Annotated in this window: 23 protein-coding genes; 8 read left to right on the top strand and 15 right to left on the bottom strand. The window is 65.3% G+C overall.

Going from position 1 to position 23,010, the window contains the following annotated elements; all coding sequences use genetic code 11:
• Positions 1–9 precede the first annotated feature (9 nt).
• Both ABGN05_RS20240 and ABGN05_RS20235 read right to left on the bottom strand, forming a co-directional pair.
• Complete coding sequence (locus ABGN05_RS20240; RefSeq protein ID WP_367955837.1) at positions 10–2,202, bottom strand: caspase family protein; 2,193 nt, start codon at positions 2,200–2,202, stop codon at positions 10–12.
• Between the two features lie 144 nt (positions 2,203–2,346).
• A complete protein-coding gene (locus ABGN05_RS20235; protein ID WP_367955836.1) occupies positions 2,347–3,795 on the bottom strand; it encodes a methyl-accepting chemotaxis protein in 1,449 nt (482 codons plus the stop codon).
• A 240-nt stretch (positions 3,796–4,035) separates the two neighbouring features.
• Between ABGN05_RS20235 and ABGN05_RS20230 the strand changes: the two genes are divergently transcribed.
• Complete coding sequence (locus tag ABGN05_RS20230; RefSeq protein ID WP_367955835.1) at positions 4,036–4,440, top strand: Fur family transcriptional regulator; 405 nt, start codon at positions 4,036–4,038, stop codon at positions 4,438–4,440.
• Positions 4,441–4,521: 81 nt separating this feature from the next.
• Positions 4,522–5,325, top strand: coding sequence for an endonuclease/exonuclease/phosphatase family protein (locus tag ABGN05_RS20225; protein ID WP_367955834.1), 804 nt, complete (start codon positions 4,522–4,524; stop codon positions 5,323–5,325).
• A 31-nt stretch (positions 5,326–5,356) separates the two neighbouring features.
• Here ABGN05_RS20225 and polA read toward each other — a convergent pair whose 3' ends face one another.
• On the bottom strand, positions 5,357–8,308 hold the full coding sequence (polA, locus tag ABGN05_RS20220; protein WP_367955833.1) for a DNA polymerase I: 2,952 nt from the start codon (positions 8,306–8,308) through the stop codon (positions 5,357–5,359).
• 328 nt (positions 8,309–8,636) lie between these two features.
• Between polA and ABGN05_RS20215 the strand changes: the two genes are divergently transcribed.
• The gene (locus tag ABGN05_RS20215) at positions 8,637–9,527 is read left to right on the top strand and encodes a lipid kinase (protein ID WP_367955832.1); all 891 of its coding nucleotides are present in this window, start codon (positions 8,637–8,639) and stop codon (positions 9,525–9,527) included.
• Positions 9,528–9,568: 41 nt separating this feature from the next.
• Here the strand turns inward: ABGN05_RS20215 and ABGN05_RS20210 are convergent, their stop codons facing one another.
• From ABGN05_RS20210 to ABGN05_RS20190, 5 genes are read right to left on the bottom strand one after another with little or no spacing between them, the layout of a single operon-like run.
• Positions 9,569–9,934, bottom strand: coding sequence for a DUF1428 domain-containing protein (locus ABGN05_RS20210; RefSeq protein WP_367955831.1), 366 nt, complete (start codon positions 9,932–9,934; stop codon positions 9,569–9,571).
• 13 nt (positions 9,935–9,947) lie between these two features.
• Positions 9,948–10,421, bottom strand: a complete 474-nt coding sequence (locus tag ABGN05_RS20205; RefSeq protein WP_367955830.1) for a VOC family protein — start codon at positions 10,419–10,421, stop codon at positions 9,948–9,950.
• A 12-nt stretch (positions 10,422–10,433) separates the two neighbouring features.
• On the bottom strand, positions 10,434–10,853 hold the full coding sequence (locus ABGN05_RS20200) for a VOC family protein (RefSeq protein WP_367955829.1): 420 nt from the start codon (positions 10,851–10,853) through the stop codon (positions 10,434–10,436).
• A gap of 20 nt (positions 10,854–10,873) precedes the next feature.
• Positions 10,874–11,353, bottom strand: coding sequence for an SRPBCC family protein (locus tag ABGN05_RS20195; RefSeq protein ID WP_367955828.1), 480 nt, complete (start codon positions 11,351–11,353; stop codon positions 10,874–10,876).
• A gap of 1 nt (position 11,354) precedes the next feature.
• Positions 11,355–12,008 carry a TetR/AcrR family transcriptional regulator gene (locus tag ABGN05_RS20190; protein WP_367955827.1) on the bottom strand — a complete coding sequence of 218 codons (654 nt, stop codon included), beginning with the start codon at positions 12,006–12,008 and terminating at the stop codon, positions 11,355–11,357.
• Positions 12,009–12,521: 513 nt separating this feature from the next.
• Here ABGN05_RS20190 and ABGN05_RS20185 point away from each other — a divergent pair.
• A complete protein-coding gene (locus tag ABGN05_RS20185; protein WP_367955826.1) occupies positions 12,522–13,910 on the top strand; it encodes a dipeptidase in 1,389 nt (462 codons plus the stop codon).
• A gap of 13 nt (positions 13,911–13,923) precedes the next feature.
• On the top strand, positions 13,924–14,541 hold the full coding sequence (locus ABGN05_RS20180; protein ID WP_367955825.1) for a ribonuclease D: 618 nt from the start codon (positions 13,924–13,926) through the stop codon (positions 14,539–14,541).
• A gap of 57 nt (positions 14,542–14,598) precedes the next feature.
• Here the strand turns inward: ABGN05_RS20180 and ABGN05_RS20175 are convergent, their stop codons facing one another.
• The 7 genes from ABGN05_RS20175 to ABGN05_RS20145 are packed head-to-tail and all read right to left on the bottom strand — an operon-like array spanning position 14,599 to position 20,519.
• Positions 14,599–15,132, bottom strand: a complete 534-nt coding sequence (locus tag ABGN05_RS20175) for an NADPH-dependent FMN reductase (protein ID WP_367955824.1) — start codon at positions 15,130–15,132, stop codon at positions 14,599–14,601.
• Between the two features lies 1 nt (position 15,133).
• On the bottom strand, positions 15,134–16,453 hold the full coding sequence (locus ABGN05_RS20170) for a TRAP transporter large permease (RefSeq protein WP_367955823.1): 1,320 nt from the start codon (positions 16,451–16,453) through the stop codon (positions 15,134–15,136).
• On the bottom strand, positions 16,450–17,019 hold the full coding sequence (locus tag ABGN05_RS20165) for a TRAP transporter small permease subunit (protein WP_367955822.1): 570 nt from the start codon (positions 17,017–17,019) through the stop codon (positions 16,450–16,452). Before ABGN05_RS20165 ends, ABGN05_RS20170 begins: the two co-directional genes overlap by 4 nt.
• 25 nt (positions 17,020–17,044) lie before the next feature.
• Positions 17,045–18,121: a C4-dicarboxylate TRAP transporter substrate-binding protein gene (locus tag ABGN05_RS20160; protein WP_367955821.1), complete on the bottom strand. Its 1,077-nt coding sequence runs from the start codon at positions 18,119–18,121 to the stop codon at positions 17,045–17,047.
• A gap of 21 nt (positions 18,122–18,142) precedes the next feature.
• Positions 18,143–18,526 carry a YciI family protein gene (locus ABGN05_RS20155; RefSeq protein WP_367955820.1) on the bottom strand — a complete coding sequence of 128 codons (384 nt, stop codon included), beginning with the start codon at positions 18,524–18,526 and terminating at the stop codon, positions 18,143–18,145.
• Between the two features lie 21 nt (positions 18,527–18,547).
• Complete coding sequence (locus tag ABGN05_RS20150) at positions 18,548–19,693, bottom strand: CaiB/BaiF CoA transferase family protein (RefSeq protein WP_367955819.1); 1,146 nt, start codon at positions 19,691–19,693, stop codon at positions 18,548–18,550.
• A gap of 10 nt (positions 19,694–19,703) precedes the next feature.
• On the bottom strand, positions 19,704–20,519 hold the full coding sequence (locus ABGN05_RS20145; protein WP_367955818.1) for a citryl-CoA lyase: 816 nt from the start codon (positions 20,517–20,519) through the stop codon (positions 19,704–19,706).
• 195 nt (positions 20,520–20,714) lie between these two features.
• On the opposite strand from ABGN05_RS20145, the gene ABGN05_RS20140 reads away from it, so the two are divergent.
• From ABGN05_RS20140 to ABGN05_RS20130, 3 genes are all read left to right on the top strand, one after another.
• Positions 20,715–21,560: an IclR family transcriptional regulator domain-containing protein gene (locus tag ABGN05_RS20140; protein ID WP_367955817.1), complete on the top strand. Its 846-nt coding sequence runs from the start codon at positions 20,715–20,717 to the stop codon at positions 21,558–21,560.
• A gap of 123 nt (positions 21,561–21,683) precedes the next feature.
• On the top strand, positions 21,684–22,556 hold the full coding sequence (locus tag ABGN05_RS20135) for a DODA-type extradiol aromatic ring-opening family dioxygenase (RefSeq protein ID WP_367955816.1): 873 nt from the start codon (positions 21,684–21,686) through the stop codon (positions 22,554–22,556).
• Positions 22,553–22,918 (top strand): hypothetical protein, encoded by a 366-nt coding sequence (locus ABGN05_RS20130; RefSeq protein ID WP_367955815.1) that lies wholly within the window; start codon positions 22,553–22,555, stop codon positions 22,916–22,918. The genes ABGN05_RS20135 and ABGN05_RS20130 overlap by 4 nt, the downstream gene beginning before the upstream one ends.
• Positions 22,919–23,010 lie beyond the last annotated feature (92 nt).

Raw genomic sequence — 23,010 nt, 5'->3', positions numbered from 1 at the left:
CTCGTCCGGTCAGGATTTCGGCATGGTCTGCATGGGATAGAGCATCACGGCGCCGCGCTGGCGTTGCTCGCCGCCGCCGACGGCCTTGGCCGCGCGGGTGGCCGCTCCCATGCCCATGTTCTGGATCAGGTCCGCGACGCTTTCGGGCCCGCTTCCGCGATGGACCGAACGCAGGCCGTCCTGGGCGAGGAAGCCGAGGTCGAGCGTCGGCGTCAACGGCTTCGCCTCCGAGACGATCGCCACCATCAGTTCGCGGCCATAGCTGTCCTCGGTGAATTCGAGGAACTCGCGTTCCAGCGTGGCGGAAGGCTGCAGCCGTTCCTTGGCCATGAAGGTGATGGAATAGTCACTGCCGACATAGAGCACGTTGATGTCGACGGCGGTGCCGGTGTTGTTCCTGGCCCGCACGCTCACGCGGTCGCCCGGCACGCCCGTGGGCAGGTCGATGCTGGAGATCGGCACCATCTCGCCGCTCTCGGCCCGCTTCAACGTGAAGGAAACGTCGATCTCGTCCGCGCCATATTCCGACGCGCTGCCGATGCGGGCGAGGTTGGTGGCGCGATAGACGCGTGTCAGATAGTGCTCTATGGCCTCTCCGATCGCCTCCCCGTCGTCGCTCACCATGACGACCGATGGCGGGCGCCGGCCGTCGACGAGCGACAGTTCGCCCGATTCGGGCAGGAACCAGAGCGCCGGGTCGCCGCTGGCGTCGAAGGAGGGGCCGTCGAGGTCGGCCTCGGCGAGCACCGCCAGCCGCAGGTCGGCCGGCGTGCCCGGTGCGACAAGTTCAATGCTTAGCTGTGTCGTGTCGTCGGCGGCGATCTTTTCGAGGATCCCGTCGACCATGCCGATCTTGTCGGAATAGGCATCCGACATTTCGGGCTTCGCCACGGTGAGCGTAAAATTGAACTGCGCCTCCGTCAGCCGCGCATAGGCGCCCTCGGGGATGTCGCCAAGAGAGCGGACTTTCGCCCTCCCTTCGGGCGTGCCCGACACGGCGGCCGGTTCCTCCTCGCGCGCCACCGCGACGCGGCTGGAGAAATTGTCGGCGCTCTTCACTTCCAGGACGCCGATGGCGTCCTCGGTGGCGTCGCCCGGCTTTTCGACGATGGCGAGCCGCGAGCTGGGAACAAGACCGTTCAGCAATCCGCCCGAGACGGTGACGCCGTCCGGCTTCACCGCGATCGGCCATTGCGGAACGAACTCGTCGAGGCTGGTGCCGAACACCGGCGCATCGAGGTCGCCCTCGAAGAGCGGCGTGGTGCTTGTGCGATTAATGCTGGCGTAGTGCTGCAGCACGCCCTCGGCGAGTTGGCGGTAGGTGATGTTCGGATTCTCCGCCAGCCTGGAGAAGATCGTATGGGTGAAGAGCCCGTAGCGCACCGCGTTCTCTGCGCCGCGCGGCAGCGGCATTTCCGGCGTCGTCTCGTTGGTCTGCGCGGCGAAGAAGGCCACCAGGCCGCCCTCTCCGGCAGCTTCCGCGCCGGTCGAGCCGATCTCCTCCACGGGCGCCTCGCGCGCGCCAAGGTCGCGGGACGCCGACCCTTCAGTCAGGACTTCCGGCGGCATGCCGAGCGCCTCGGCATCCACCTTGCGTTCTCGCACGTCTTCGAGCGGCGCCGCGCGCGTCGCGGTGCCCGAGTGGCAGGCATCGAAGACGACCCATACGAAGGCACCCTTGCCGCGGATGCGGTCGAGCGCGTCGCCGATGGCGTCGTCGGTGAGCACGTTCGGCATGCCCTTGCTACGATCGACCCAGCGCCCGGTGTCCTTCGGCAGGAAGATCTCGTCGAGCCCGTCGGTCTCGGTGGACGGATCGGCCGCCGTCTGCTGGAAGCCGTGGCCGGAAAACTGGAGATAGAGGAAATCGCCGCTCTCGGCCTTTTCGGCGACCGCGGCCAGCGACGCCAAGATCGACGCCAGCGTCGGCTCCTTCGCATCCTCCACGTCGTCGGCGAGCACGGTGACGTTGCCGGCGTCGAACCTCACCGGCGAGCGCGTCGTCAGGTATTCGCGCACCATGACGGCATCGTTGCGGGGGCCGACGAGCCAGTTGTTCTTCGGCAGGTTCGGATACTCCGTCACGCCGACGACGATGGCATAATTCTCGCGTGCCTGCGCCGATATGCTTCCCATGCCGGCGCACAATGCGGCCAGCGCGACGGCTGCGAGCAGCCGCCTTCCCGAAAATCTGCGTTCCATCCCTGAAGCTCCCAAGCCCTGCACCTGCCCCAACGTCACAGTGTTCCCGCAGGATTGGGGCTGATTTTTGGACGCGAGGTCAAGCCACCAGTTCGACGGCGGCCACCGGGCGGAGCCGTGAGAGGGTCCGCCGCTGCGCGCGGCTCAGGTCTCGGGCTTGTAGCCCATGCGAAAGCCGCCCCAGTGGCGGCCCTTCACGTAGATCGGGGCGGAGATGTCCTTCATCAGCACGAAGCTGCCGCCGCCCATGTCGCGCCGGTAGGTCTGGAGCAGGAACGGGCGCGTGTTGCGGCCGGCACCGAGACCAGTGCGGTCGCTGAAGATGCGGTGGTTGCGGCAGTTGGCGGCGTTCCAGACCGGATCGGCGCCTTGCGGCTTGGAGTAGACCAGATTGTGCGTCGGCAGGTAGCCGTTGCGGTCCACCGCGGCACAGAACACGATGCGGTCGCTGAGCTTCAGGATCGGCTCCTGAATCTCCGGCAATACCCTGTCCGTGAAGGCGGTGAAGCGCGTCAGTACCTGCTGGGGATCGCTCTCGGGAACCGGCTGGTAGTTCTCGTCGAACAGGTCGGCGAGGCTGATCGCGCCATCGTCGACCGCCTGCTCGAACAGCGCCGAGACGTCGGTGGCGGTGTTTCGCGCCAGTTCGATGAAGAAGCTGTCCGGCGTCTCGATGCCGCTTTCGGCGATGAACAGGATGAAGTTTTCCGAGATGTCCAGGATGGCCTCCGAACTCTCGCCGGCCGAATCGAGCTTATCGTGACACGTCCTGGACATGGCGACGAACTTTCTGAGTTCGTCCCGCACGCGTTCGTTGCTGGCAACATTGCGCTGGACCGGATCGGCCATGCCGACGATGCCGTCGGTGAGTTTGCCCACGGTGGTCACCAGCGACTGGATCGTGCGCGTGGTCTCGGCCGCCTGGCCCGACGCTTCCATCGCCGCCTCGGCCGTTGAGGTATTCTGCTTGGCTTCCGCCGTCAGCTGTCCCAGCGTGCCTTCGAGCGACCGCAGGCTCACCTCGTTCTGCTTGGCGAACACCCCGATCTGGTCGGCAAGCGCCTTCACGGCAGCGCCGATGACGGCAAAACCCTTGCCCGCGTCGCCCAGGCGCGCCGCCTCGATGCTGGCATTCAGCGCCACGAGCTGCGTCTCGCGCGCAATCTCGTTGATCGAGGCGCTGGCCGAACTCACCGACTTGATGGTTTGCGAGACCTTGTCGAGCGTCTCCGTCAGGCTGAGGACGCCATTGCTCAGCGTCTGCAGCTTTTCGACCGAGGCCGCCAAGGTATGGGCCACCTTGTCGGCGCTCTCGCCCAGCACGCTGCGCGTTTCCTCGGCCGACTCGCGAACCTGCGCCATCGAGGACGCGAGCATGCGGTTTGTCTCGCTCGTCTCCCGTGCGGAGGCCACGACCGCACGGGCGCTCGCCTGCTGTTCGGCGCCGAGCTTCACGAGGTCTTCCACCAGCCCGACGATGCCGGCAATCTCGATACCCAGACGGCTGGCGCGCGGGCCGATATCGGAGATGTTCGTCTCCACCGGCGCCGGAACGGCCGTCTCTGGCTCCATTCGGAACTGCGCGATGTTCATCCTGTCCCCATATCTCCCGGGCCTGTCCGATCATTAAAAATACCGTCCGGCTCTTTCGGAACTGTTAACCCTGCAACCTGCGATGGCCGCGCGGGCCGGTCCGGCCGCATCCGGCCCATTGTTCAAATCCAATCCCGCCAACCTCTTGCGGCGCGAAAAAGGCTGGCGCACAAGGAACAGGACACCGATATGAAGCCTCGGCGGCCATCGCGGCCGCCCCGCGATCGATCAGGAATGGCAATGGAAGCCAGGGCCGAACTCACTCGAAACCAGCAACTCGTGCTCGAACGCCTGGAAAAATCCTCAGGCCCGCTCAGCGCGTATGCGCTGCTCGACGAATTGCGCGAGCAGGGATTTCGGGCGCCGCTCCAGGTCTATCGGGCGCTCGACCGACTGATGAAGGCCGGGCTTGTGCACAGGCTGGAAAGCCTCAATTCCTTCGTGGCCTGCACCGACAGCCACACCCATGCCGACGGCATGACCGCCTTCGCCATCTGCGAGAATTGCGGGAGCGTGGCCGAGTTCGCCGACCCGGTCGTGGGCGAGCGGCTGGAAAGCTGGATCGGCGAGAGCGGGTTCCGGCCCGCGAAGGCCGTCATCGAATTCCGCGGCCTGTGCCGGGACTGCGCCGCGGCGGCCGGCTGAGCTTTCCACGAGCGACCGGCGGTGATCGTCGGTCTTTTCACGACGTAGCGTCGCGGCGTCCCGCCGGGAATAGGGGCTGAAATGCGTATCATGTGCCTCAACGGCTGGGGCGGCAAACTGCACGACAGCCTCGTCGCCTACGTCGCGGAAGCCTCGCCGGACGTGCTGTGCCTCCAGGAGGTCGTGCACACGCCTGCCAGCGCAGAGGCGTGGCTGGAATACCGCGACGGCGACCACATCCTGCCGCAGCGGGCGAACTTCTTCCGCGACGTCGCCGCGGCGCTGCCGGATCATGCCGCCACCTTCTGCCCGGCCGCGCAAGGGGTGCTTTGGGACGGCGAGGAAGTGGTGCCTTCGCAATGGGGGCTGGCGACCTTCGTGCGCAACTCCTTTCCCGTGATCGGGCAGATCCAGGCGTTCGTGCACAAGGGCTTCTCCCCAGACGGGTATGGCGACCACCCCCGCTCGCGCAACGCCCACGCCGTGCGCGTCCATGACTACGCGAGGGATCGCGCAGTCGCGGTCGTCCACACGCATGGCTTGCGGGACGTCGCGGCGGGCAAGTCGGACACGCCCGAGCGCATCGAACAGGCCCGGAGGCTGGCGGAGATCGCCGTGCGGATCGCCGACGACGGCGACCGGCTGGTCGTGTGCGGGGACTTCAACGTCGAGCCGGAGAGCGAGACTTTCCAAATCCTGGCCGGGATCGGCCTGACCGATCTGGTGACCACGCGCGGCTTCACGAGCACCCGCACCGCGCACTATGGCAAGCCAGGCCGGTTCGCCGACTACATGCTGGTCGACGGCCTGACCGAGCCGGTCTCGTTCGAGGTGGTACGGGACCCTGTCGTCTCGGACCATTGCCCGCTCGTTCTGGAGATCTGACCTCCGCCTGGCGCGGTGGTTCTGGCGATCTTCAGTGCGCCTCGTCCCAGTTGTCCGCGGCGCGAGCGTCGACGTGGAGCGGGACGCGCATGGAGACGGCGGGCATGGCGGCGTGCTCCATGACCTGACGGATGACAGGGATCGCCTTTTCCACCCGGCTTTCCGGCGCCTCGAAGATCAGTTCGTCATGCACCTGGAGCAGCATCTCGACATCGTCGAGCCCGGCATCGGCGAGCGCATCCTCGATCCTGACCATGGCGCGGCGGATGATGTCGGCGGCCGAGCCCTGGATCGGCGCGTTGATCGCGGCGCGCTCGTTGAAGGCGCGCACCTGCGGGTTGGACGAGCGAATCTCGGGATAGTGCGCGCGGCGGCCGAAGATGGTCTCGACGAAGCCCTTGTCGCGCGCCGTCGCCTTGGTGGCGTCCATGTAATCGCGGATGCCGGGAAAGCGCTGGAAATACTTGCGGATGTAGGCACCCGCCTCCTCGCGCGGGATCGAGAGCTGGTTGGCCAGCCCGAAGGCCGAGATACCGTAAATGATGCCGAAATTGATCGCCTTGGCGCGTCGGCGCACCTCCGGCGGCATGCCCTCCACCGGCACCGAGAACATCTCGGACGCCGTCATGGCATGGATGTCGATGCCATCGGCGAAGGCCTGCCGCAGTTGGGGGATGTCGGCGACGTGTGCGAGCACGCGCAGCTCGATCTGGCTGTAGTCGGCCGATATCAGCTTGTGGCCGGGCTCGGCGACGAAGGCGGTGCGGATCTTGCGGCCTTCCACCGTGCGGATCGGGATGTTCTGCAGGTTGGGTTCCGACGAGGAGAGCCGGCCGGTCGACGTCGAAGCCATCGAATAGCAGGTGTGGACGCGCTTGGTATCCCGGTTGATGTAGCCGGGCAGCGCGTCTGTGTACGTGGATTTCAGCTTGGTCAGCTGGCGCCAGTCGACGATCTTGCGCGGCAGTTCGTGGCCCTCCGCGGCGAGGTCTTCGAGAATGCGCGCCGAGGTGGACCATTGCCCGGTCGCCGTCTTGGTGGCGCCGGCGAAGCCCATCCTGCCGAACAGGATGTCGCCCAGTTGCTTGGGCGAGCCGATGTTGAAGCGCTCGCCAGCGAGCCGGTAGATCTCGTCCTCGAGGGCTGCCGCCGACTGCGCGAAATCGCCCGAGAGGCGCGACAGGATCTGCCGATCGACGGCGATGCCGCGGCGCTCCATTCGTCCGATCACGTCGATCAGCGGCCGCTCCAGCCGCTCGTAGACCGCCGTCAGCCCGTCGGCGACGAGCCGGGGCTTCAGCACCTGCCAGAGCCGCAGCGCAACGTCGGCATCCTCGGCGGCGTAGGCGGTGGCCCGGTCGATGTCGACCATGTCGAACGTGACCTGCGACTTCCCCGAGCCCGCCACGTCCTTGTAGGGGATCGGGATGTGGCCAAGCCAGCGCTCCGAGAGCTTGTCCATGCCGTGGCCGCCGGTGTTGCCGCTGGATGAGCCGCCGTCGAGCACGTAGGAGATCAGCATGGTGTCGTCGAGCGGTGCCATCGGCAGGCCGAGGCGATAAAGCAGCACCCAGTCGTACTTGATGTTCTGGCCGATCTTGAGCACCGAGCGGTCGGCGAGCACGGGCTTCAGCGCCGCGAGCGCGTCGTGGAACGGGATCTGCCCCTCGATCAGTTCGCCGCCGCCGAGCAGGTCGCCCTTGCCGTTGCGATGGGAGAGCGGAACGTAGGCCGCCTTGCCCGGACGCGTGGCGATCGAGAAGCCGACGAGTTCCGCCTCCATCGGGAAAAGCGACGTGGTCTCGGTATCGATCGACAGGATGCCGGTCTCGCGCGCATCCGCCAGCCACGCCTCGAGGGTCGCCAGATCGCGGATCGTCACATAGGCGGTGCGGTCGATCCGGTTGGCCGCGGCCGCCTCGGCGCGCGCCGTCACCAGCGCGGCGGGCGTCATCGCCTGCGGGCCAGAGGCGGCCTCGCCCGCGGGGCCGGCCGGCGCCGGCTGCGCCGCATCCCCTTCGTCGAGGTCCGGCCCGTGCGCCTTGCCGTCGAACTCGACATCAACCGGTGCCGCCTCGATGGCGGCCGCGTCCGCTCCCGTCGCCTCGGCGACGCGCCGTGTCAGCGTGGAAAACTCCATCGCCTTCAGGAAGCCGATCAGCTTCGGTCCGTTGGGCGGCTGCAGCACGAGGTCGTCCAGGCCTTCGACGAGCGGTACGTCGTCCTTCAGCCGCACGAGTTCGCGCGAGATGCGCGCCTTCTCGGCATGCTCGATGATCGATTCGCGGCGCTTGTTCTGCTTGATCTCGGAGGCGCGCGCGAGCAGCGTATCGAGATCGCCGAACTGTTCCAGGAGCTGCGCGGCGGTTTTCGGCCCGATGCCGGGGACGCCCGGAACGTTGTCGATGGAATCGCCCGTCAGCGCCTGCAGGTCGATCATCTTCTCGGGCGGCACGCCCCATTTCTCGATGACCTCCGCGACCTTGATCTCGCGGTCCTTCATCGGGTCGTACATCGAGACCGTCGGCCCGACGAGCTGCATCAGATCCTTGTCGGAGGAGATGATGGTGGTGTCACCGCCAGCCTCGCAGGCGAGCCGGGCATAGGTGGCGATCAAGTCATCGGCCTCATAGCCTTCGATTTCCAGGCACGGCAGGTCGAAGGCGCGCGTCGCCTGGCGGATGAGGCCGAACTGAGGGATCAGGTCATCCGGCGGCGCCGATCGGTTGGCCTTGTATTCGGGGTACATCGTGTTGCGGAAGGTCTTCGCCGAATAGTCGAAGATGACCGCGAAATGCGTCGGCACCACGCCGACATCGGTGTTGCGCGCGTCCTGCACCAGCTTCCACAGCATGTTGCAGAAGCCGGCCACCGCGCCGACGGGAAGACCGTCGGACTTGCGCGTCAGAGGCGGAAGCGCGTGATAAGCGCGGAAGATGTATCCGGACCCGTCGACGAGGAAGAGGTGATCACCCTTTTTCATGGCTGAGAGGGATAGCCTGCCTCTTGCCCGAAATCCACGCGAATCCGCACGTGGGGACGGCCTCCTGCCATAGGATGCACGGCCTCGCGGATCACGCGTTCGTTACGAACTTGTAATCTTCGTGCCCTTGATTCGCCATTTTCAAAAACCATTTTCTGGTCATCGGAAGTTTTTTCCGAAGTTCGGTTCAAGGCCCGTCCCCCGCCTCACCGAACAGGCGGCAGCCTAATCCCCCCTCTCCGGGCTGCCGCAAGCTTATAGTACGGCCACCGTGGTATCCCCCTCCACCACGGTGGCCATTTTCTTTTCCGCACCTATCTGACGACGGATGCCAGAACCCCAAAATCCCCGTAAGAGGCGAGCGCTGCTCCTCTTCAATCCCAACGCCCGGCGCGGTCGCGACGGCGTCGGCAAGGTGGTCGAGCGGCTCGCCGCCGGCGGCATGTCCGTCACGGTCGAGCATTTTTCGGCCCTGCCCGAGATCGCGCGCGACATCGTGCGCCTGCGCGAGACCGCCGACCTGATCGTCCTGTGCGGCGGCGACGGCACCGTTGCGTCGGGGGCCATGGCGGTGGTGGAGAGCGGCCTGCCGCTCGGCATCATCCCGATGGGCACCGCCAACGACCTCGCCCGCACGCTGGAAATACCGATGGAGTTCGACGAGGCGGCGGACCTGATCGTGGCCGGCAAGACGCGGCGCATAGACGTCGGCTCGGTCAACGGCCACGCGTTCTTCAACGTGGCGAGCATCGGGCTCTCCTCCGATCTCGCGCGCAAGCTCGACGCGGGCCTGAAGCGCCGCTGGGGCCGTCTCGGCTATGCTGTCGCGGCCCTGCGCGTGCTGTCGCGCGCGCGCCCCTTCCACGCCACGATTACCGAAAAGGGCGTCACCACCGAGGTGAACACCTACCAGATCGCCGTCGGCAACGGCCGCCACTACGGCGGCGGCAACGTGGTGCAGGAAGAGGCCTCGATCGACGACGGCAATCTCGATCTCTACAGCCTCGAGGTTTCGAACGTGTGGAAGCTCGCGATGATGCTGCGCTCCTTCCGCTCGGGCCGCCACGGATTGTGGAACGAGGTGCGCACTGCCAAGAGCACGCAGTTCGACATCGCGACCAAACGCCCGCGGCCGGTCAACACCGATGGCGAGATCGTCACCTCCACGCCGGCACACTTCATGGTGCATCCCGGCGCGGTCGAGGTATACGTGCCCTGAGGCGTTCCCCCGCCTTGTAAGGACGAGGGACGCGTCTTTTCTCAAATGTCGACGACGGCCGCGAAGCCGCCGAAGATCATGCGCTTGCCGTCGAAGGGAACGGGATTCTTTTCAGGGTCCATCCGCTCGTCGGTCTTCATCATCTCCGACAGCCGCTTCATGCCTGCATCGCGGGTCGTCTTGTCGGGCCATTCGACGAAGGAGAAGGCAACGGTCTCGTCCTCCTTCGCCTGCACGGACCTGCGGAAATCCGTCACCTTGCCGTCCGGGACGTCGTCGCCCCAGCATTCGACGACGCGGATCGCGCCCAGTTCCTTGAATATCGGGTCGATAGCCGTCGCGTGGTCGATGAACTGCTGCTTTCCTGCGGTGGGCACCGCGATTACGAACCCGTCGAAATAGGACATCGTTATTCCTCCCTCAGCTTGCGGCCGCTTCCAGCGCCGCGATGTCGATCTTCCGCATCTGCATAAGCGCGGGCCAGACCTGCGCCGCCTTCGGGCCGGACAGAAGTTCGACCGAACGTTTCGGCACGATCTGCCAGGACAGGCCGAAGCGGTCCTTCAGCCAGCCGCATTGGCTCTCCTCGCCGCCATCGGCGATCAGGGCCTCCCACAGCCGATCTGTCTCGGCCTGGTCCTCGGTACTCACCGAGACCGAGACCGCCTCGTCGAGCTTGAAGTGGGTGCCGCCGTTGAGGCCCTGGTAGGGCGTGCCGGCCAGCGTGAACTCCACGATCAGCACCTTTCCGGGTTCGGCCATCCCGTTCCCCTCGGGATAGTGCCCGACATTGTCGATGCGGCTGTCAGGGATGAGCGAGCAGTAGAACTCGGCCGCCGGCAGCGCCTGGTCGTCGAACCAGAGGCAGGTGCGCACCTTGGGAATGGTCTGCATGACGGATCCTCCTCAGACTGCCTTCGAGCCGGTGTAGTTCAGCATCCACGGGGTGCCGAACCGATCGGTGAAGGTGGTGAACCGCTCGGCCCAGAAGGTTTCGCCGGGGGCCATCGAGATCGACTGCGCGTCGCTCGAAAGCGCGGAAAATATCCGGTCGAACTCCGCGATCGAGGCGGGCGCGATCGAGACGGAGAAACCCTGAGGCTTGGAATACCACTGCCCCGGCGCGTCGGACGCCATGATCATGGCGTTGCCGAGCTTCATTGCCATGTTCATGACGAGGTCGTCGCCGCCTGGCATTCGGTCCTCGGCGACCGGCGCGTCGCCGTTCTTGAAGACGCCGGTGATCTCCCCGCCGAGCGTCTCGGCATAGTGGGTCATCGCCTCCAGGCAGTTGCCGTTGAAGAAGAGGTAGATCGTCGGTTCCATGGTTCTTTCCTCCTTTGCGTTCAGATGCTCTTTGCCAGTTCTTCCAGCTGGTCGGCGGCTTTGCCCCAACCCTCGTGGAAGCCCATCTGCTCGTGTTCCCTGAGCGTTTCGTCGTTCCAGTGCATGGCGTGCGCGGTGTATTTCGTCTTGCCGTCGCCCGTATCTTCGAAATGGACGTGGCTCACCATGAAGGGCCTGTCGGAAGGGACCCAGCCAGGCTTGAAGGCATCCGTGAAGACGAGGCGCCGCCGCGGCTCGACCTCCAGGCACACGCCCAGATTCTCGAAGCGCTCGCCATCGGGGCCGTTCATCACTGAGTAGAATTCGCCTCCGGGCTTCAGCTCGATGCGGCTTTCCGAGACGAACCAGGGCTTCGGACAGAACCATTTGTTCAGCAGCTTCGGCTCTGTCCAGCAGCGCCAGACGTTTTCTACGGGCGCGTCGATGATCCGCTCCAGTGTCAGGACGTGTTTGGGTCCGGTGGCGGTCGGGTCGCTCATGTCATTCTCCTGTTCTCGATGTTCTTCTTCCGGCAGGCCGCGTTCGAAGGCCGGCTACGCCGAACAGCCCTTCGATGTAGCGGTAGAGGTGGTCGATGCTCTCGACCGCTCGGCGCGGTTCCCCGCTGGCCTTGGCCAGGATAAAAGCCCCCTGCAGCACGGCCTGGGTGTGGAGCGCGAGGCTCTCGGCCGTCCAGTCCGCGTCGATGCCTCGGTCGCGCATGGCGGCCTCGATGTCTGGCACCAGCGTCTCGGCATGGCCATGGATCGATTCCCAACAGGCCTTCTGGATCGCGGGGTTGGTGCCGTAGACCTCCTGCGCCATCGTCCCGACCAGGCAGGTGAAATCGGGCAGATCGCCCTGGATGATCTCGCGGCGGAAGGCGACATAGGCGAGCAGACGCTCCAACGGGTCGGCCGGGGTGTGATAGGGCGCAGATTCGAACAGCGCGCCGGTGGTTTCCGACCAGTGCAGGGCGGCAGCGACAGCAAGCTCCTCCTTGCTGGCGAAATGATGGAAAAAGGCCCCCTTTGAGAGGCCCGCCGCGCGGCAGATGTCGTCCACCGTCGTCGCCGAATACCCCTTCGACCGGATCACCGCGAAGGCAGCCTCGAGCAGCTTCGTCCTCGTCAGCGGGTTGGCGGGTCGGGGCATTCGTTTCTCTCCTTGATAATTAAATACCGACTGGTTGGTATTTATGTCAATCCCTTTTGTCTTTTCTCCATTCGGATTCCCGGAGGTGGCCGCCGCGGCATCAAAGATTTTTTCCTAGCGCCGCGGAACCAACGGGGTTCGCGCGAGTTGCTGCGTCTGGCGCCCCCAAAACGCCAGATGGAACCGGCGGCGCACTCCCCCTCCCCCACCCAGTGCCGCCGGTTCCCAATTTTCCCCAGAGTACCGACCCACGCCCCGGCAATCCCGTTGGCGAGCCTGACGAACCGACAGGCTTGTGGAGCCACGACATCGCGCGAGATTGGCCGTCTGCGGTGATGGCTGCGTCCCCTCGAACAGCCGCTGGCGGCGTGCCCGTTCGGGCCCACGGCGCGAGCTGGGCCGGCGCGAGCGCCGCGCCGGCCGGCAAATTCTCCTCCCCTTTCCATCCACCATGCAGTAGGGTCGCGCCGCCTCGACCAGAACCCATTTGCATCCCGCCGACGAGATGAATTGATGACAGCACTTTCCTCCGTACTTTCCACGCTCGATTCCGGGCTCGACGACAGCCTGTCGCGCCTGTTCGAACTCCTGCGCATCCGCTCGATCTCCACCGATCCGGCCTACGGGGCCGACTGCCGCAAGGCTGCGGAATGGCTGGTACGCGACCTTGAGACGATCGGCTTTTCGGCCAGCCTGCGCGACACGGCCGGACACCCGATGGTGGTCGCCCATCACGACGGACCCTCGGCGGATGCGCCGCACGTGCTGTTTTACGGTCACTACGACGTGCAGCCGGTCGATCCGGTGGAGCTGTGGGAAGACGATCCGTTCGATCCCGCTCAGAAGACCGCCCCGAACGGCCGGCGGATCATCACCGGGCGCGGCTCGGCGGACGACAAGGGCCAGCTGATGACCTTCGTCGAAGCCTGCCGCGCCTGGAAGACGGAGACCGGCAGCCTGCCCTGCAAGGTGACGATCCTGTTCGAGGGCGAGGAGGAGTCCGGCTCCCCGTCGCTGAAACCCTTCCTGGAGGCCAATGCCGGGGAACTGAAGGCAGACTTCGCGCTGGTCTGCGACACCGGCATGTGGGACGCCGACACCCCGGCAATCTCGACGGCGCTGCGCGGCCTCGTCGGCGAGGAGATCACGGTACACGCAGCGAACCGCGACCTGCATTCCGGCCTATACGGCGGCGCCGCCGCCAACCCAATCCACGTCCTGGCGAAAGTGCTCGCCGACCTGCACGACGAGAATGGCCGCGTCACCATCCCCGGCTTCTACGACGGCGTCGACGAGACGCCGCAGGAGGTGCTCGATGTCTGGGAAAGGCTCGGCCGCGGCGCGGAGAATTTTCTGGCCGACATCGGGCTGTCGATCCCGGCGGGCGAGAAAGGCCGGTCCGTGCTCGAACTCACCTGGGCGCGGCCGACCGCGGAGGTGAACGGCATCTTCGGCGGCTATACCGGAAAGGGTTTCAAGACCGTGATCGCGGCGGAAGCCTCGGCGAAGGTCTCGTTCCGTCTGGTGCACCGGCAGGATCCGCAGAAGATTCGCGCCGCCTTCCGCGAATTCGTCAACGCGCGTATCCCCGCCGACTGTTCGGTCGAGTTCCACGAGCATGGCGGTTCGCCGGCGATCCACCTGCCCTACGATTCGCCGTTGCTGGTGAAGGCCAAGCAGGCGCTGTCGGACGAATGGCCGAACGAAGCGGTGATGATCGCCATGGGCGGATCCATCCCGATCGTCGGCGACTTCCAGAAGATGCTCGGCATGGATTCGCTGCTCGTCGGCTTCGGCCTGCCGGACGACCGCGTCCATTCGCCGAACGAAAAGTACGAGTTGTCGTCCTTCCACAAGGGCCAGCGGTCCTGGGCGCGCATCCTTGGCGCGCTGGCGAACTGAGGAGGCGAGACCCTTGAGCATCCGCTTCCACCGGAACGACCTGCCCGACCTCTCCCGCTACGACGTCGAGGCGGTTGCCATCGATACCGAGACCCTGGGACTGAAGCCGCACCGAGACCGGCTCTGCGTGGTGCAGATGTCCCCCGGCGACGGCACCGCCGACGTGATCCAGATCGACCGCGGGCAGACGGCGGCGCCCAATCTCGTCTCGCTGCTGGGCAACCAGCGGATCACGAAGATCTTCCACTTCGGGCGCTTCGATCTCGCGGTGCTGTTCCACGCATTCGGGGTCATGCCCTCGCCGGTCTTCTGCACCAAGATCGCGTCGCGGCTGACCCGCACCTATACAGACCGGCACGGGCTGAAGGACGTCTGCCAGGAGTTCCTCGGCGTCACACTGTCCAAGCAGCAGCAGTCGTCCGACTGGGCGGCCGAGACGCTTTCACCGGAGCAGCTGGAATATGCCGCCTCCGACGTGCTTCACCTGCACAGGCTGCGCGAGGCACTGCTCTCCAGGCTTTCGCGCGACGGGCGCATGGCGGAGGCTGAAGCCTGTTTCGAGTTCCTGCCGACCCGGTCGAAGCTCGACCTGATGGGCTGGGACGAACAGGACATCTTCGCCCATAGCTGAGCGAAGGCCGCCCGGCGGCGGCTCGTCGGCTGCATCGCTCCCGAGGAGCCTGCCTGCCTATCGGCCGGCGCCGATAGAATCGACGAAGGCGGCGATGGCCTGACCGATGAAGGCCTCGGTCACCGCGTCGGAAAAGACGCCGTCCTTCACCTTCTGGTTCGCATGCGGGACGATCACTTCCTGCCACGGGAAAACCCGCGCCAGCATGCCGTTCAGCATGTATTTCAGATGCGCCTGCGCACGCACGCCGCCGAGCGCGCCGCCCGAGGTGGAGGCGACGAGGACCGGCTTGTCCTTGAAGACGGAGGCATAGGCTGGCCTCGATGCCCAGTCGATGGCGTTCTTGAGAACGCCAGGCACGCTGTAATTGTATTCCGGGGTGACGATGACGAGGCCGTCGGCGGCCTCGACCGCTGCCTTGAAGGCTTCCACTATCTCGGGCGCGCCGAGGTCGGCATTGTAGTGAGGCAGGCTGCCGATATCGAAGCGCGTCGCGGAAACGCCATCGGGTAGATGGCCGACGATGTGATCGAGCACCGCGCGGGACGAGGACGCCGATCTCAGGCTTCCCGAGAGACAGAGAAGGTTCATGCTAGAGCCTCGCAAGCCAGACCGCGATCTGCGGGAAGGCGACGAGGATCGCCAATCCCACGATCATCGCCGCAACGAAGGGCATCGCGCCCCGGAAGATTTCGCCGACCTTGAGGTCCGGATCGTCGATCGCCGACTTGATCGTATAGACCGAAAGCCCGAAGGGCGGGGTGAGCAGCCCGATCTCGACCGCCACCACGGTGATCACCCCGAACCAGATCAGGTCGAATCCCGCATGCTTGGCCACAGGCAGGGCAATCGGCAGCAGGATCAGCATGATCGAGATGGAATCGATCAGGCAGCCCATGATGATGATCAGGAAGAGGAAGATCAGCAGGAACCCGTAGGGCCCGATCGAGCTGGTGAGCAGCGTTTCCGCCAGCATGTTGGGCAGGCCCGACATAGCGAGCATGCGCGAAAAGAAAGTGGCCGCAAGGATCAGGAACAGGACCGAGACCGTGACCTGTCCCGTCTCGACGAGAAGGCTCCAGAACTTCGAGGGGTTCAGCGACTTGCGCATGAGCGCGATCGCCAGTGCACCAAGAGCGCCGACCGCGCCCGCCTCCGTGGGATTGAAGAAGCCACCATAGAGCCCCCCGAGGACGAGGGTGACGAGCCCGACGATCGGAAGCGATTTTGTGACGATCGAGAAACGCCCGGGCTCATCCTCCGCCTCGTCGAACTCAGCCGATGGCCGCTCGAAGACTGACGACTTCCACCACGTGGCCATGATGATCACGGTGGCCGAGAACAGGATTGACAGCATGATGCCGGGGCCGATGCCGGCCAAGAACATGCGCCCGACGGATTCCTCGGCCAGCACGGCATAGACGATCATCAGCAGTGAAGGCGGGATGAGCATTCCGAGCACCGAACTGCCCGCCACCACGCCGGTGGAGAAGCGGCGGCTATAGCCGTGGCGGGTCATCTCCGGTACCGCGACGCGCGAGAAGACCGAGGCAGAGGCGATCGATATGCCGGTGATCGAGGCGAAGACGGCATTGGCAAAGACGGTCGCCACGCCGAGCCCCGCCCTCACCCGGCGCAACATGCGCTCGAAGAGGTCGAATGTGTCCTTGCCCACGCCCGAGATGGTGACAAGCAGGCCCATCAGGACGAAGAGCGGAACGACGGCGAAGAGATATTCCTCGAGGCTGTCGTTGGCCACCGAGCCCATCATGCGCATGGCCACGGTTTCGTTGCGGATCAGCGTGACGCCCACGAAGGAGACGACGATCATGCCGATGCCGATCGGCATGCCGAGTCCGATCAGCACGATCAGGGCCGCCACGCCGGCCGCGCCCACCTCGATGCCGGTCATGGAATTTTGTCCGCCGGAACCGCGGCCCTGGCGAAGGACTGGGCGGCCTGGATGACGAACTGCAGGGCCGCGACCGCGACGCCGACGAGGATCAGGGCGCGGAACGGCCAGGTCTGGACCGTCGCAACGCCGGTCACCCCGATGTACTCTGAATGGTCATAATCCTTCCAGAGAATTCCCCAGGTCGACCATGCGATCCCGGCACAGACCGCGATGCCGAACAGGTCCCACAGCCCGGCAACGAAAGCGGCCGCACGCGGGCTTCGGTCTTCCATCAGTGCCAGGAAGAAATCGGTGCGGGCGAGCCGATTGTTGCGCACCGTCGTGCCCAGTTGGAGGAAGACGATCATCACCAGCGTGAGCGCGCCGAGTTCCGAGATCAGCGGAAGCGAGCCGCCGATCAGGTTGCGCGCCAGGACGTCGCAGAAGATCATCGCCATGAGGACGACGATCATCAGCGTTCCGAGCGCGGCCAGTCCGTCGACGGCACGCGACCACATCCGCATCGGCACGGACACTTGGCGCCGCTTCGTCGCGGCGCCGTCCTCGTGTGCGGCGGTGGCCATGGCCTTCCCGGCTTCCGCGTTGCTGTTACTGCTTGTCCCAGTCGCGGGCGGGCTTTTCTCCGCGCTTGCGCAGACCTTCCATATAGGCCGCCAGGAACTCGCGGCCCGGAAGCCCGCGCGCTTCGGCATCGGCCGCCCATTCGCCTGCGATATCAGGAAGGCCATCGACCCAGGCCTGCCTGTCTTCGGCTGACATTTCGGTCATGGTCACCGGCGGGTTCTGGCTTGCCCCGATCTCCATCATCTTCTTGAACGCGGCTTCGTGCCGCTCGAGCAGATCCTTGCCGTGCTCCTGCGTATAGAACTTGCCGGCCGCGACCATGGCGTTCTGCACTTCCTCGGGGAGGTCGTCCCAGGTGTCGCGGTTGATGGCGACCGCACCCGAATAGGCCACGCCGATGTTGACCCGCGTGACATAGGGCGCCACCTCGTAGAGCTTGGCGGGCAGAACGCCGAGCGCCAACGACAGCACGCCGTCCGACACGCCGGTCTGGATGTCGGTGTAGAAGGTGGTCAAGGCGCCATCGACGGCGTTGGCTCCGGTGCCGCGCAGCCAGTTGGCGAGCACGCCGGGGGCCGAGAGCTTCATGCCGTCCAGGTCCTTGAGGCCGGTGATCGGCTGCTTGGTGTAGACGTCGTAGCTGTCGGTTCCGGTCAAGCCGAGCACCTTGAGATTGTACTGCTCCCACTCGTTGCGGAACGCCTCGTTGGTCTCAAGCAGCTCGGACATGACCTCCAGCTGGACGGGCGGGTTGGCTGTGGCGAAGGGCGCGTAGCTCGACACCTGGCTCAGCGGAAGCTTGGCCGCTTCGAGGAACGAGAACACCCAGCCGATGTCGGTGACGCCTTCCTCGACCGAGGTCAGCGTCGCGTTGGCCTTGTAGAGCTGGCCGCCGAACGCCTCCTGCCACTCGATCTTGTAGTTGCCCTTTTCGGCCAACAGGCGGTCGGTCTCCGCCATAAAGTGCGACTTGATCATCCCGACCCACGGAATGACCAGCGGATGGCTGGACGCCACCGTCAGGCTTATCGTCTCCTGCGAGAGTGCCGCGGTCGGAAATGCGATCGCCCCCGCGAGCAGTATTCCAGTCAGCTTGTTCATGACGTTTTCCTCCCTTGAAACCTAGAGGATGGAGAAGGTCTGGCTCGAGCTGTCGAGCCGGATCGTCACCGTTCCCTCGTTGATCATCCACGGCCTCACCGTGAATCTGCGTGCGCCGCTCTTGTGCATCGGGTCGCGCTCGGCGATGGAAGCCGCCTCGGCGCGCGATCCGGCGCGCACCACGACCAGTCCGTCTCCGTCCCATGTCTGTTCGTCGTCGGACCACATCGGCCCTGCGGCATAGAGAATGCCTTCCTTCTCCAGCGAGACCTGGAAGGCCAGGTGTTCCTCCATCCCGGCCAAAATCGGCTCGATGCCGCCGGCGGGCGTGGTGAAGATGGCATAGAGCTGCTTCTGCAGCATGCGGCTGCTCGCCGCCATCACGTCCTTGACCGGCAAACCCATATCGTCCTCCCCGCGGCGGCCTCAGCCCGCTTTCCGTCTCGCCAGTTCCGCCCTGATCTCCGCCCCGTGCTCGTCCAGCGTGGGAGGAGGCAGAACGTCGAGTTCCGGCTGCCCGTCGAAACTGTAGGGCGCACGGACCGTCTTGAAGGCGCCCATGGTCGGGTGCTCGGCCTCGATCGCAATCTGCAGGTGTTTCGCCTGCGGGTCCTCCAGCGCCTCGTCGGATTCATAGGCCGGCGAATGCGGAACCTCGTTGGCCAGAAGGATGTCGCACCACTCGCTTCGTGTCTTCGTTGCGAAGATCGGCGTCATGATGTCGATCAGTTCCTGCTGGTGCCGGATGCGGTCAGGCCGCTCGGCGAAGCGGGGATCGGTCAAAAGGTCGGTCCTGCCGATCGAAGCCATCAGGCCTTCCCAGAATTTCGTCGGCGAGGAAAGGTGGATGGCGATCCACTTCCTGTCGGAGCAGGCGAAGGTGTAGGACTGCGAGACCATCGGCCGGCTCAGCGGCCCCATCACCTCTCCGACCGAGAAGAAGTGGGTGAAGCTGTCCAGATTGAAGTGGCACATCGCTTCCAGCATCGAGATGTCGAGGCGGCGGCCCTTACCCGTCTTCGACCGCTCCAGCAGGGCCGCGACGATCCCGAGCGCGGCGTAGTGGCCGGTGACGGCGTCGGCGATCGCCGGCCCGATGACGCGCGGATTGGCCGGCGGCGTGAGAAGGCGCAGATAGGCGCTGGCGGCCTGCGCGACGGTATCGAAAGCCGGCCTATCGCGCGCCGGGCCGGACTGGCCGAAACCGGTGATGGCGCAGTAGACCAGCCGCGGATTGATGCGCTGCAATTCCTCATGGCCGGCGCCCAGGCGCTCGGCGACGCCGGGACGAAAATTCTGGATGAAGACGTCCGAGCCCGCGATCAGGTCGTGGAAGACGGCGAGATCCTCCGCCTTGCCGGTGTCGAGCGCGATCGAGCGCTTGTTGCGATTGTAGGTCTGGTAGTGCGGCGAGTAGAGACCGCCCTTGAAGGCGCGGAAGGGATCGCCCGTCTCCGGCCGCTCGACCTTGACGACGTCCGCGCCGAGATCGGCGAGGTGCATGCCGGCGGCCGGCCCCGTGATGTAGGTGCCCATCTCGACGACGCGGACGTCCTTGAGGATCTTCGTCATCGCGGCGTCCTCACGCGCTCTTCCGCCCGGCGTCCTGCCCGGCGGCGGGCCCGTCGTAGCCGATCGCCAGATCCGCCTTGTGGGACATGATGAACCCGATCGAACGCTGCGATTCCTCGTAGAGATGCGCCACGAGCCCCGCCGCTCGGGCCAGAAGCGGGATGCCCTTCATCGCCTCGATCGGCCAGCCAGCATCGAGCATCAGGGCCGGAATGGCGCCCGAAACATTGATGGGCAGCGGCCGGTTCATGATCCCGGGCGCTTCCCCGGCGATGGCACGCAGGCAGGCGACGTGGTCGCCCGAGACGCCACGCTCGTCGGCGAAGGCGAGGAGCACGTTGGCGCGCGGATCGCCGGTGTTGTGCTGCGGATGCCCGAGCCCCGGCACTTTCGCACGCGACGCCTTCAGTCCCTCCAGGCTCTTGCGCGCGGCAGCCTTCAGGTCGGAGCCGGACTTGCGGCTGTCCTCCAGCACCTCGACGATGTAGCGGCCGGCGATTTCGGAACTTCCCGCCACCACGCTTCCCATGCCGAGCAGGCCCGCCGCCATGGCGCCCTGCCAGGCCTCGGGTGCGGCGGCGAGCGTCATACGCGACGCCTGGACGCTCGGAACCAGCCCGTGCTCGGCGATCGCGACCAGGCAGGCATTGGTGACGGCGCGCTGCGTTTCAGTCGGCCGTTCGCCGATGACCAGCAGCCAGAAATAGTCGGTGAAGTCAGTCTTGCCGATCAGGTCGGCACACAGATCATGCCCACGCACGGTGATGGAATGCGCGTCGGAGGTCGCGATGGCCGTGAAGGCGCCGTCCTGTTTTCCTATCCGCATCAGGCTCTCGATTGTTTTCGCATAGCGAAATATTTTTCTCTTGCCGGAAAGCTAGAGGCGATTTACCGTAGCGTCAAGGTGAAACGTGAGGCTAGGTCCCGATCGGGAGGAGTGCATGATGCGCTGTTCAGACATTGAGGGTCCCGTCGCAGTCTGCCCGACGCTTCCCTGGTCGATTGTTCGCTCGGCGCGCCGATGACGGGCCAAAGCGACATCGTCATGGCGACTGCCGAAGACCGCACCGCCGGCGCGGAACGCCCGGCGGAGTTCGTCGAGGCCCTCGCAAAGGGGATAGCCATCCTCGAAAGCTTCGATGCCGCTCATCCCGAGATGACGTTGAGCGAAGTGGCGAGGCGCGTCGGCCTCTCGCCCGCGGCGGCGCGGCGCTCCCTGATCACGCTACAGGCACTTGGCTACGTCGGCCAGAACAACCGCCGGTTCCACCTTCGCCCGAAGGTGATGACACTCGGATCGACTTTCTACTTCGCGTCGCGCATCGACGAGGTCTTGCAGCCCGACCTGCGCGACATCGTGCGGCAGTTCGGCGACGCGTCGTCCGTCGCGACGCTGGAAGGCGAGGACGTTATCTACATCGCGCACAATTCGGTGCAGCGCGCGCGGCGCGCCGCGGCGGTGATCGGCGCGCGCTACCCGGCCTATGCGACCTCTCTTGGGCGGGTGCTGCTCGCCGGACTGCCGAATGCCGCGTTCGAAGCCTATTTCGACCGGGTGCGCCCGCAGGAACTGACCTCCCGGACGATCACCGATCCGGCTGAACTCCACCGCGAGATCCTAGCCGTGCGCGATGCGGGCTACGCCACGACGGTCGATCAGCTCGACTACGGCATCACCGCGCTTGCCGTGCCGATCCGCGGGCCAGACGGGCGCACCGTCGCCGCACTCAACAGTTCGGGCTACACCGGGATGGTGACACCGGAGCTGCTCGTGGCCGAACGCCTTCCGATGCTGCGGACCATCGCTTCGCGCATCGGCCATATGATCCAGCGCTATCCGATCCTCTTGTCCGTCATGGGGGACTGATCGACATGGAAGCAGCGTCTGCCAGACGAGGCGCGGCCGTGCCGCAGGTCGGACGGCAGGCCAAGATGTGGCGACGTGAGACTCCGGAATTCGGAGCGAGGAAAGAAGACGAAGGATACCGTTTTGGCTGAACTTGTTGCAACTCTGGCTTCGACCCATCACCCCTTCTATCTCAAGGCGACCACCATGCCGCCCGAGCAGCAAATGCCGCAGGCGCCGGAATGGAAGCGCAAGGTCGAGTCCTATCGCGAGACGCTCGCCCGGACCCGGCCGGACATCCTGGTGATGGTCGGCTCCGACCATTTCCACCAGATCTTCCTCGACAACTGCCCGCAGTTCCTGATCGGCAAGGCCGACAGGTACGATGCGACCTTCTGGAACGAGGAGCGCGAGTTCGGCATTCCGAAATACGTTCTCGAAGGCGACATGGCGATGTCGCGCTTCATACATCAGAGCCTCCTCGACCAGGGATTCGACCTCGCTTTCTCAAACGAACTGAAGATCGACCATTCGATCATCTGTCCGATCATCACCGTGCGGCCGGACAACGACCTGCCGGTCGTGCCGATCTACACCAACATCTTCGCTCCGCCGCTTCCGTCGCCCAAACGGTTTTACGACCTTGGACGCGCGATCCGGAAGGCCATCGACGACTTCCCGTCCGACAAGCGCATCGCCGCGATCGGAACCGGGCACCTGTCGCTGGAACTCGGCGGGCCGCGGCAGTTCATGGAGACTGGGCCGGATCCCGTCTTCGACCGGCAGGCGATCGAATGGCTGCGCGCCGGCGACGTGGATGCCATACTGGCCAACGTCACCCACGAGAGCATGTCCAAGAGCGGCAACGCCACCCACGGCTTCCTCAACTTCATCCTGATGCTGGGCATCGCCGGACCGGAGAAGGCCGACTACGTCGACAATCTGGACCTGTTCCACACGATGGAAGCCTACATCACCTGGTATCCGAAGAAGCAGCCCCTGGAGCTCACGGCATGAGCAAATACTACGTCAACAAGTTCCTCTTCCAGGTCGATCGCAACCCGGAATTCCTCAAGCGCTATGCCGAGGATCCGAAGAATTTCGTCGCCACCTGGGAGCAGTCGATCGGACCCCGCCTGAACGACGTGGAAGCGTCCACCGTTCACGGCTTTACCGATGCGGAACGCAAGGCACTGGAGGAGCACGATTTCGTCGCGCTGTTCGAGATGGGAGCGCACTTCTTCCTCAATCTCACGCTGTTCATCGGCATCTACGACGAGCCGTACATGAAGGAGAACGGGCCGCTGGCGTTCCAGCGACATTTCGCCCAGCGCCTTCAGCACTGGAACGGTCGGGACTATCCGTCCGTGGAGACCTGAACCGCGCGGGAAGCTGAAGAGCGTGCTCTAGGCGAACCGAGACCACATTTTCGAGGCTGCGGGCGTAGCGAAGCATCTCTTCCGCGCGTAGA

Source organism: Aquibium pacificum, from assembly GCF_040839445.1.
In the GTDB taxonomy this organism is placed as follows: Bacteria; Pseudomonadota; Alphaproteobacteria; order Rhizobiales; family Rhizobiaceae; genus Aquibium; species Aquibium pacificus.
This window is presented reverse-complemented; position numbering and strand designations above follow the sequence as displayed.

Coding starts and splice junctions, on each gene's coding strand:
- polA (WP_367955833.1), bottom strand. CDS start 8,308: ATGAAAAAGGGTGATCACCTCTTCCTCGTCGACGGGTCCGGATACATC.
- ABGN05_RS20155 (WP_367955820.1), bottom strand. CDS start 18,526: ATGGGTTTGCCGGTCAAGGACGTGATGGCGGCGAGCAGCCGCATGCTG.
- ABGN05_RS20190 (WP_367955827.1), bottom strand. CDS start 12,008: ATGCCCCGACCCGCCAACCCGCTGACGAGGACGAAGCTGCTCGAGGCT.
- ABGN05_RS20215 (WP_367955832.1), top strand. CDS start 8,637: ATGCCAGAACCCCAAAATCCCCGTAAGAGGCGAGCGCTGCTCCTCTTC.
- ABGN05_RS20165 (WP_367955822.1), bottom strand. CDS start 17,019: ATGGCCACCGCCGCACACGAGGACGGCGCCGCGACGAAGCGGCGCCAA.
- ABGN05_RS20160 (WP_367955821.1), bottom strand. CDS start 18,121: ATGAACAAGCTGACTGGAATACTGCTCGCGGGGGCGATCGCATTTCCG.
- ABGN05_RS20195 (WP_367955828.1), bottom strand. CDS start 11,353: ATGAGCGACCCGACCGCCACCGGACCCAAACACGTCCTGACACTGGAG.
- ABGN05_RS20240 (WP_367955837.1), bottom strand. CDS start 2,202: ATGGAACGCAGATTTTCGGGAAGGCGGCTGCTCGCAGCCGTCGCGCTG.
- ABGN05_RS20145 (WP_367955818.1), bottom strand. CDS start 20,519: ATGCGGATAGGAAAACAGGACGGCGCCTTCACGGCCATCGCGACCTCC.
- ABGN05_RS20130 (WP_367955815.1), top strand. CDS start 22,553: ATGAGCAAATACTACGTCAACAAGTTCCTCTTCCAGGTCGATCGCAAC.
- ABGN05_RS20210 (WP_367955831.1), bottom strand. CDS start 9,934: ATGTCCTATTTCGACGGGTTCGTAATCGCGGTGCCCACCGCAGGAAAG.
- ABGN05_RS20225 (WP_367955834.1), top strand. CDS start 4,522: ATGCGTATCATGTGCCTCAACGGCTGGGGCGGCAAACTGCACGACAGC.
- ABGN05_RS20185 (WP_367955826.1), top strand. CDS start 12,522: ATGACAGCACTTTCCTCCGTACTTTCCACGCTCGATTCCGGGCTCGAC.
- ABGN05_RS20170 (WP_367955823.1), bottom strand. CDS start 16,453: ATGACCGGCATCGAGGTGGGCGCGGCCGGCGTGGCGGCCCTGATCGTG.
- ABGN05_RS20175 (WP_367955824.1), bottom strand. CDS start 15,132: ATGAACCTTCTCTGTCTCTCGGGAAGCCTGAGATCGGCGTCCTCGTCC.
- ABGN05_RS20140 (WP_367955817.1), top strand. CDS start 20,715: ATGACGGGCCAAAGCGACATCGTCATGGCGACTGCCGAAGACCGCACC.
- ABGN05_RS20200 (WP_367955829.1), bottom strand. CDS start 10,853: ATGGAACCGACGATCTACCTCTTCTTCAACGGCAACTGCCTGGAGGCG.
- ABGN05_RS20150 (WP_367955819.1), bottom strand. CDS start 19,693: ATGACGAAGATCCTCAAGGACGTCCGCGTCGTCGAGATGGGCACCTAC.
- ABGN05_RS20205 (WP_367955830.1), bottom strand. CDS start 10,421: ATGCAGACCATTCCCAAGGTGCGCACCTGCCTCTGGTTCGACGACCAG.
- ABGN05_RS20235 (WP_367955836.1), bottom strand. CDS start 3,795: ATGAACATCGCGCAGTTCCGAATGGAGCCAGAGACGGCCGTTCCGGCG.
- ABGN05_RS20230 (WP_367955835.1), top strand. CDS start 4,036: ATGGAAGCCAGGGCCGAACTCACTCGAAACCAGCAACTCGTGCTCGAA.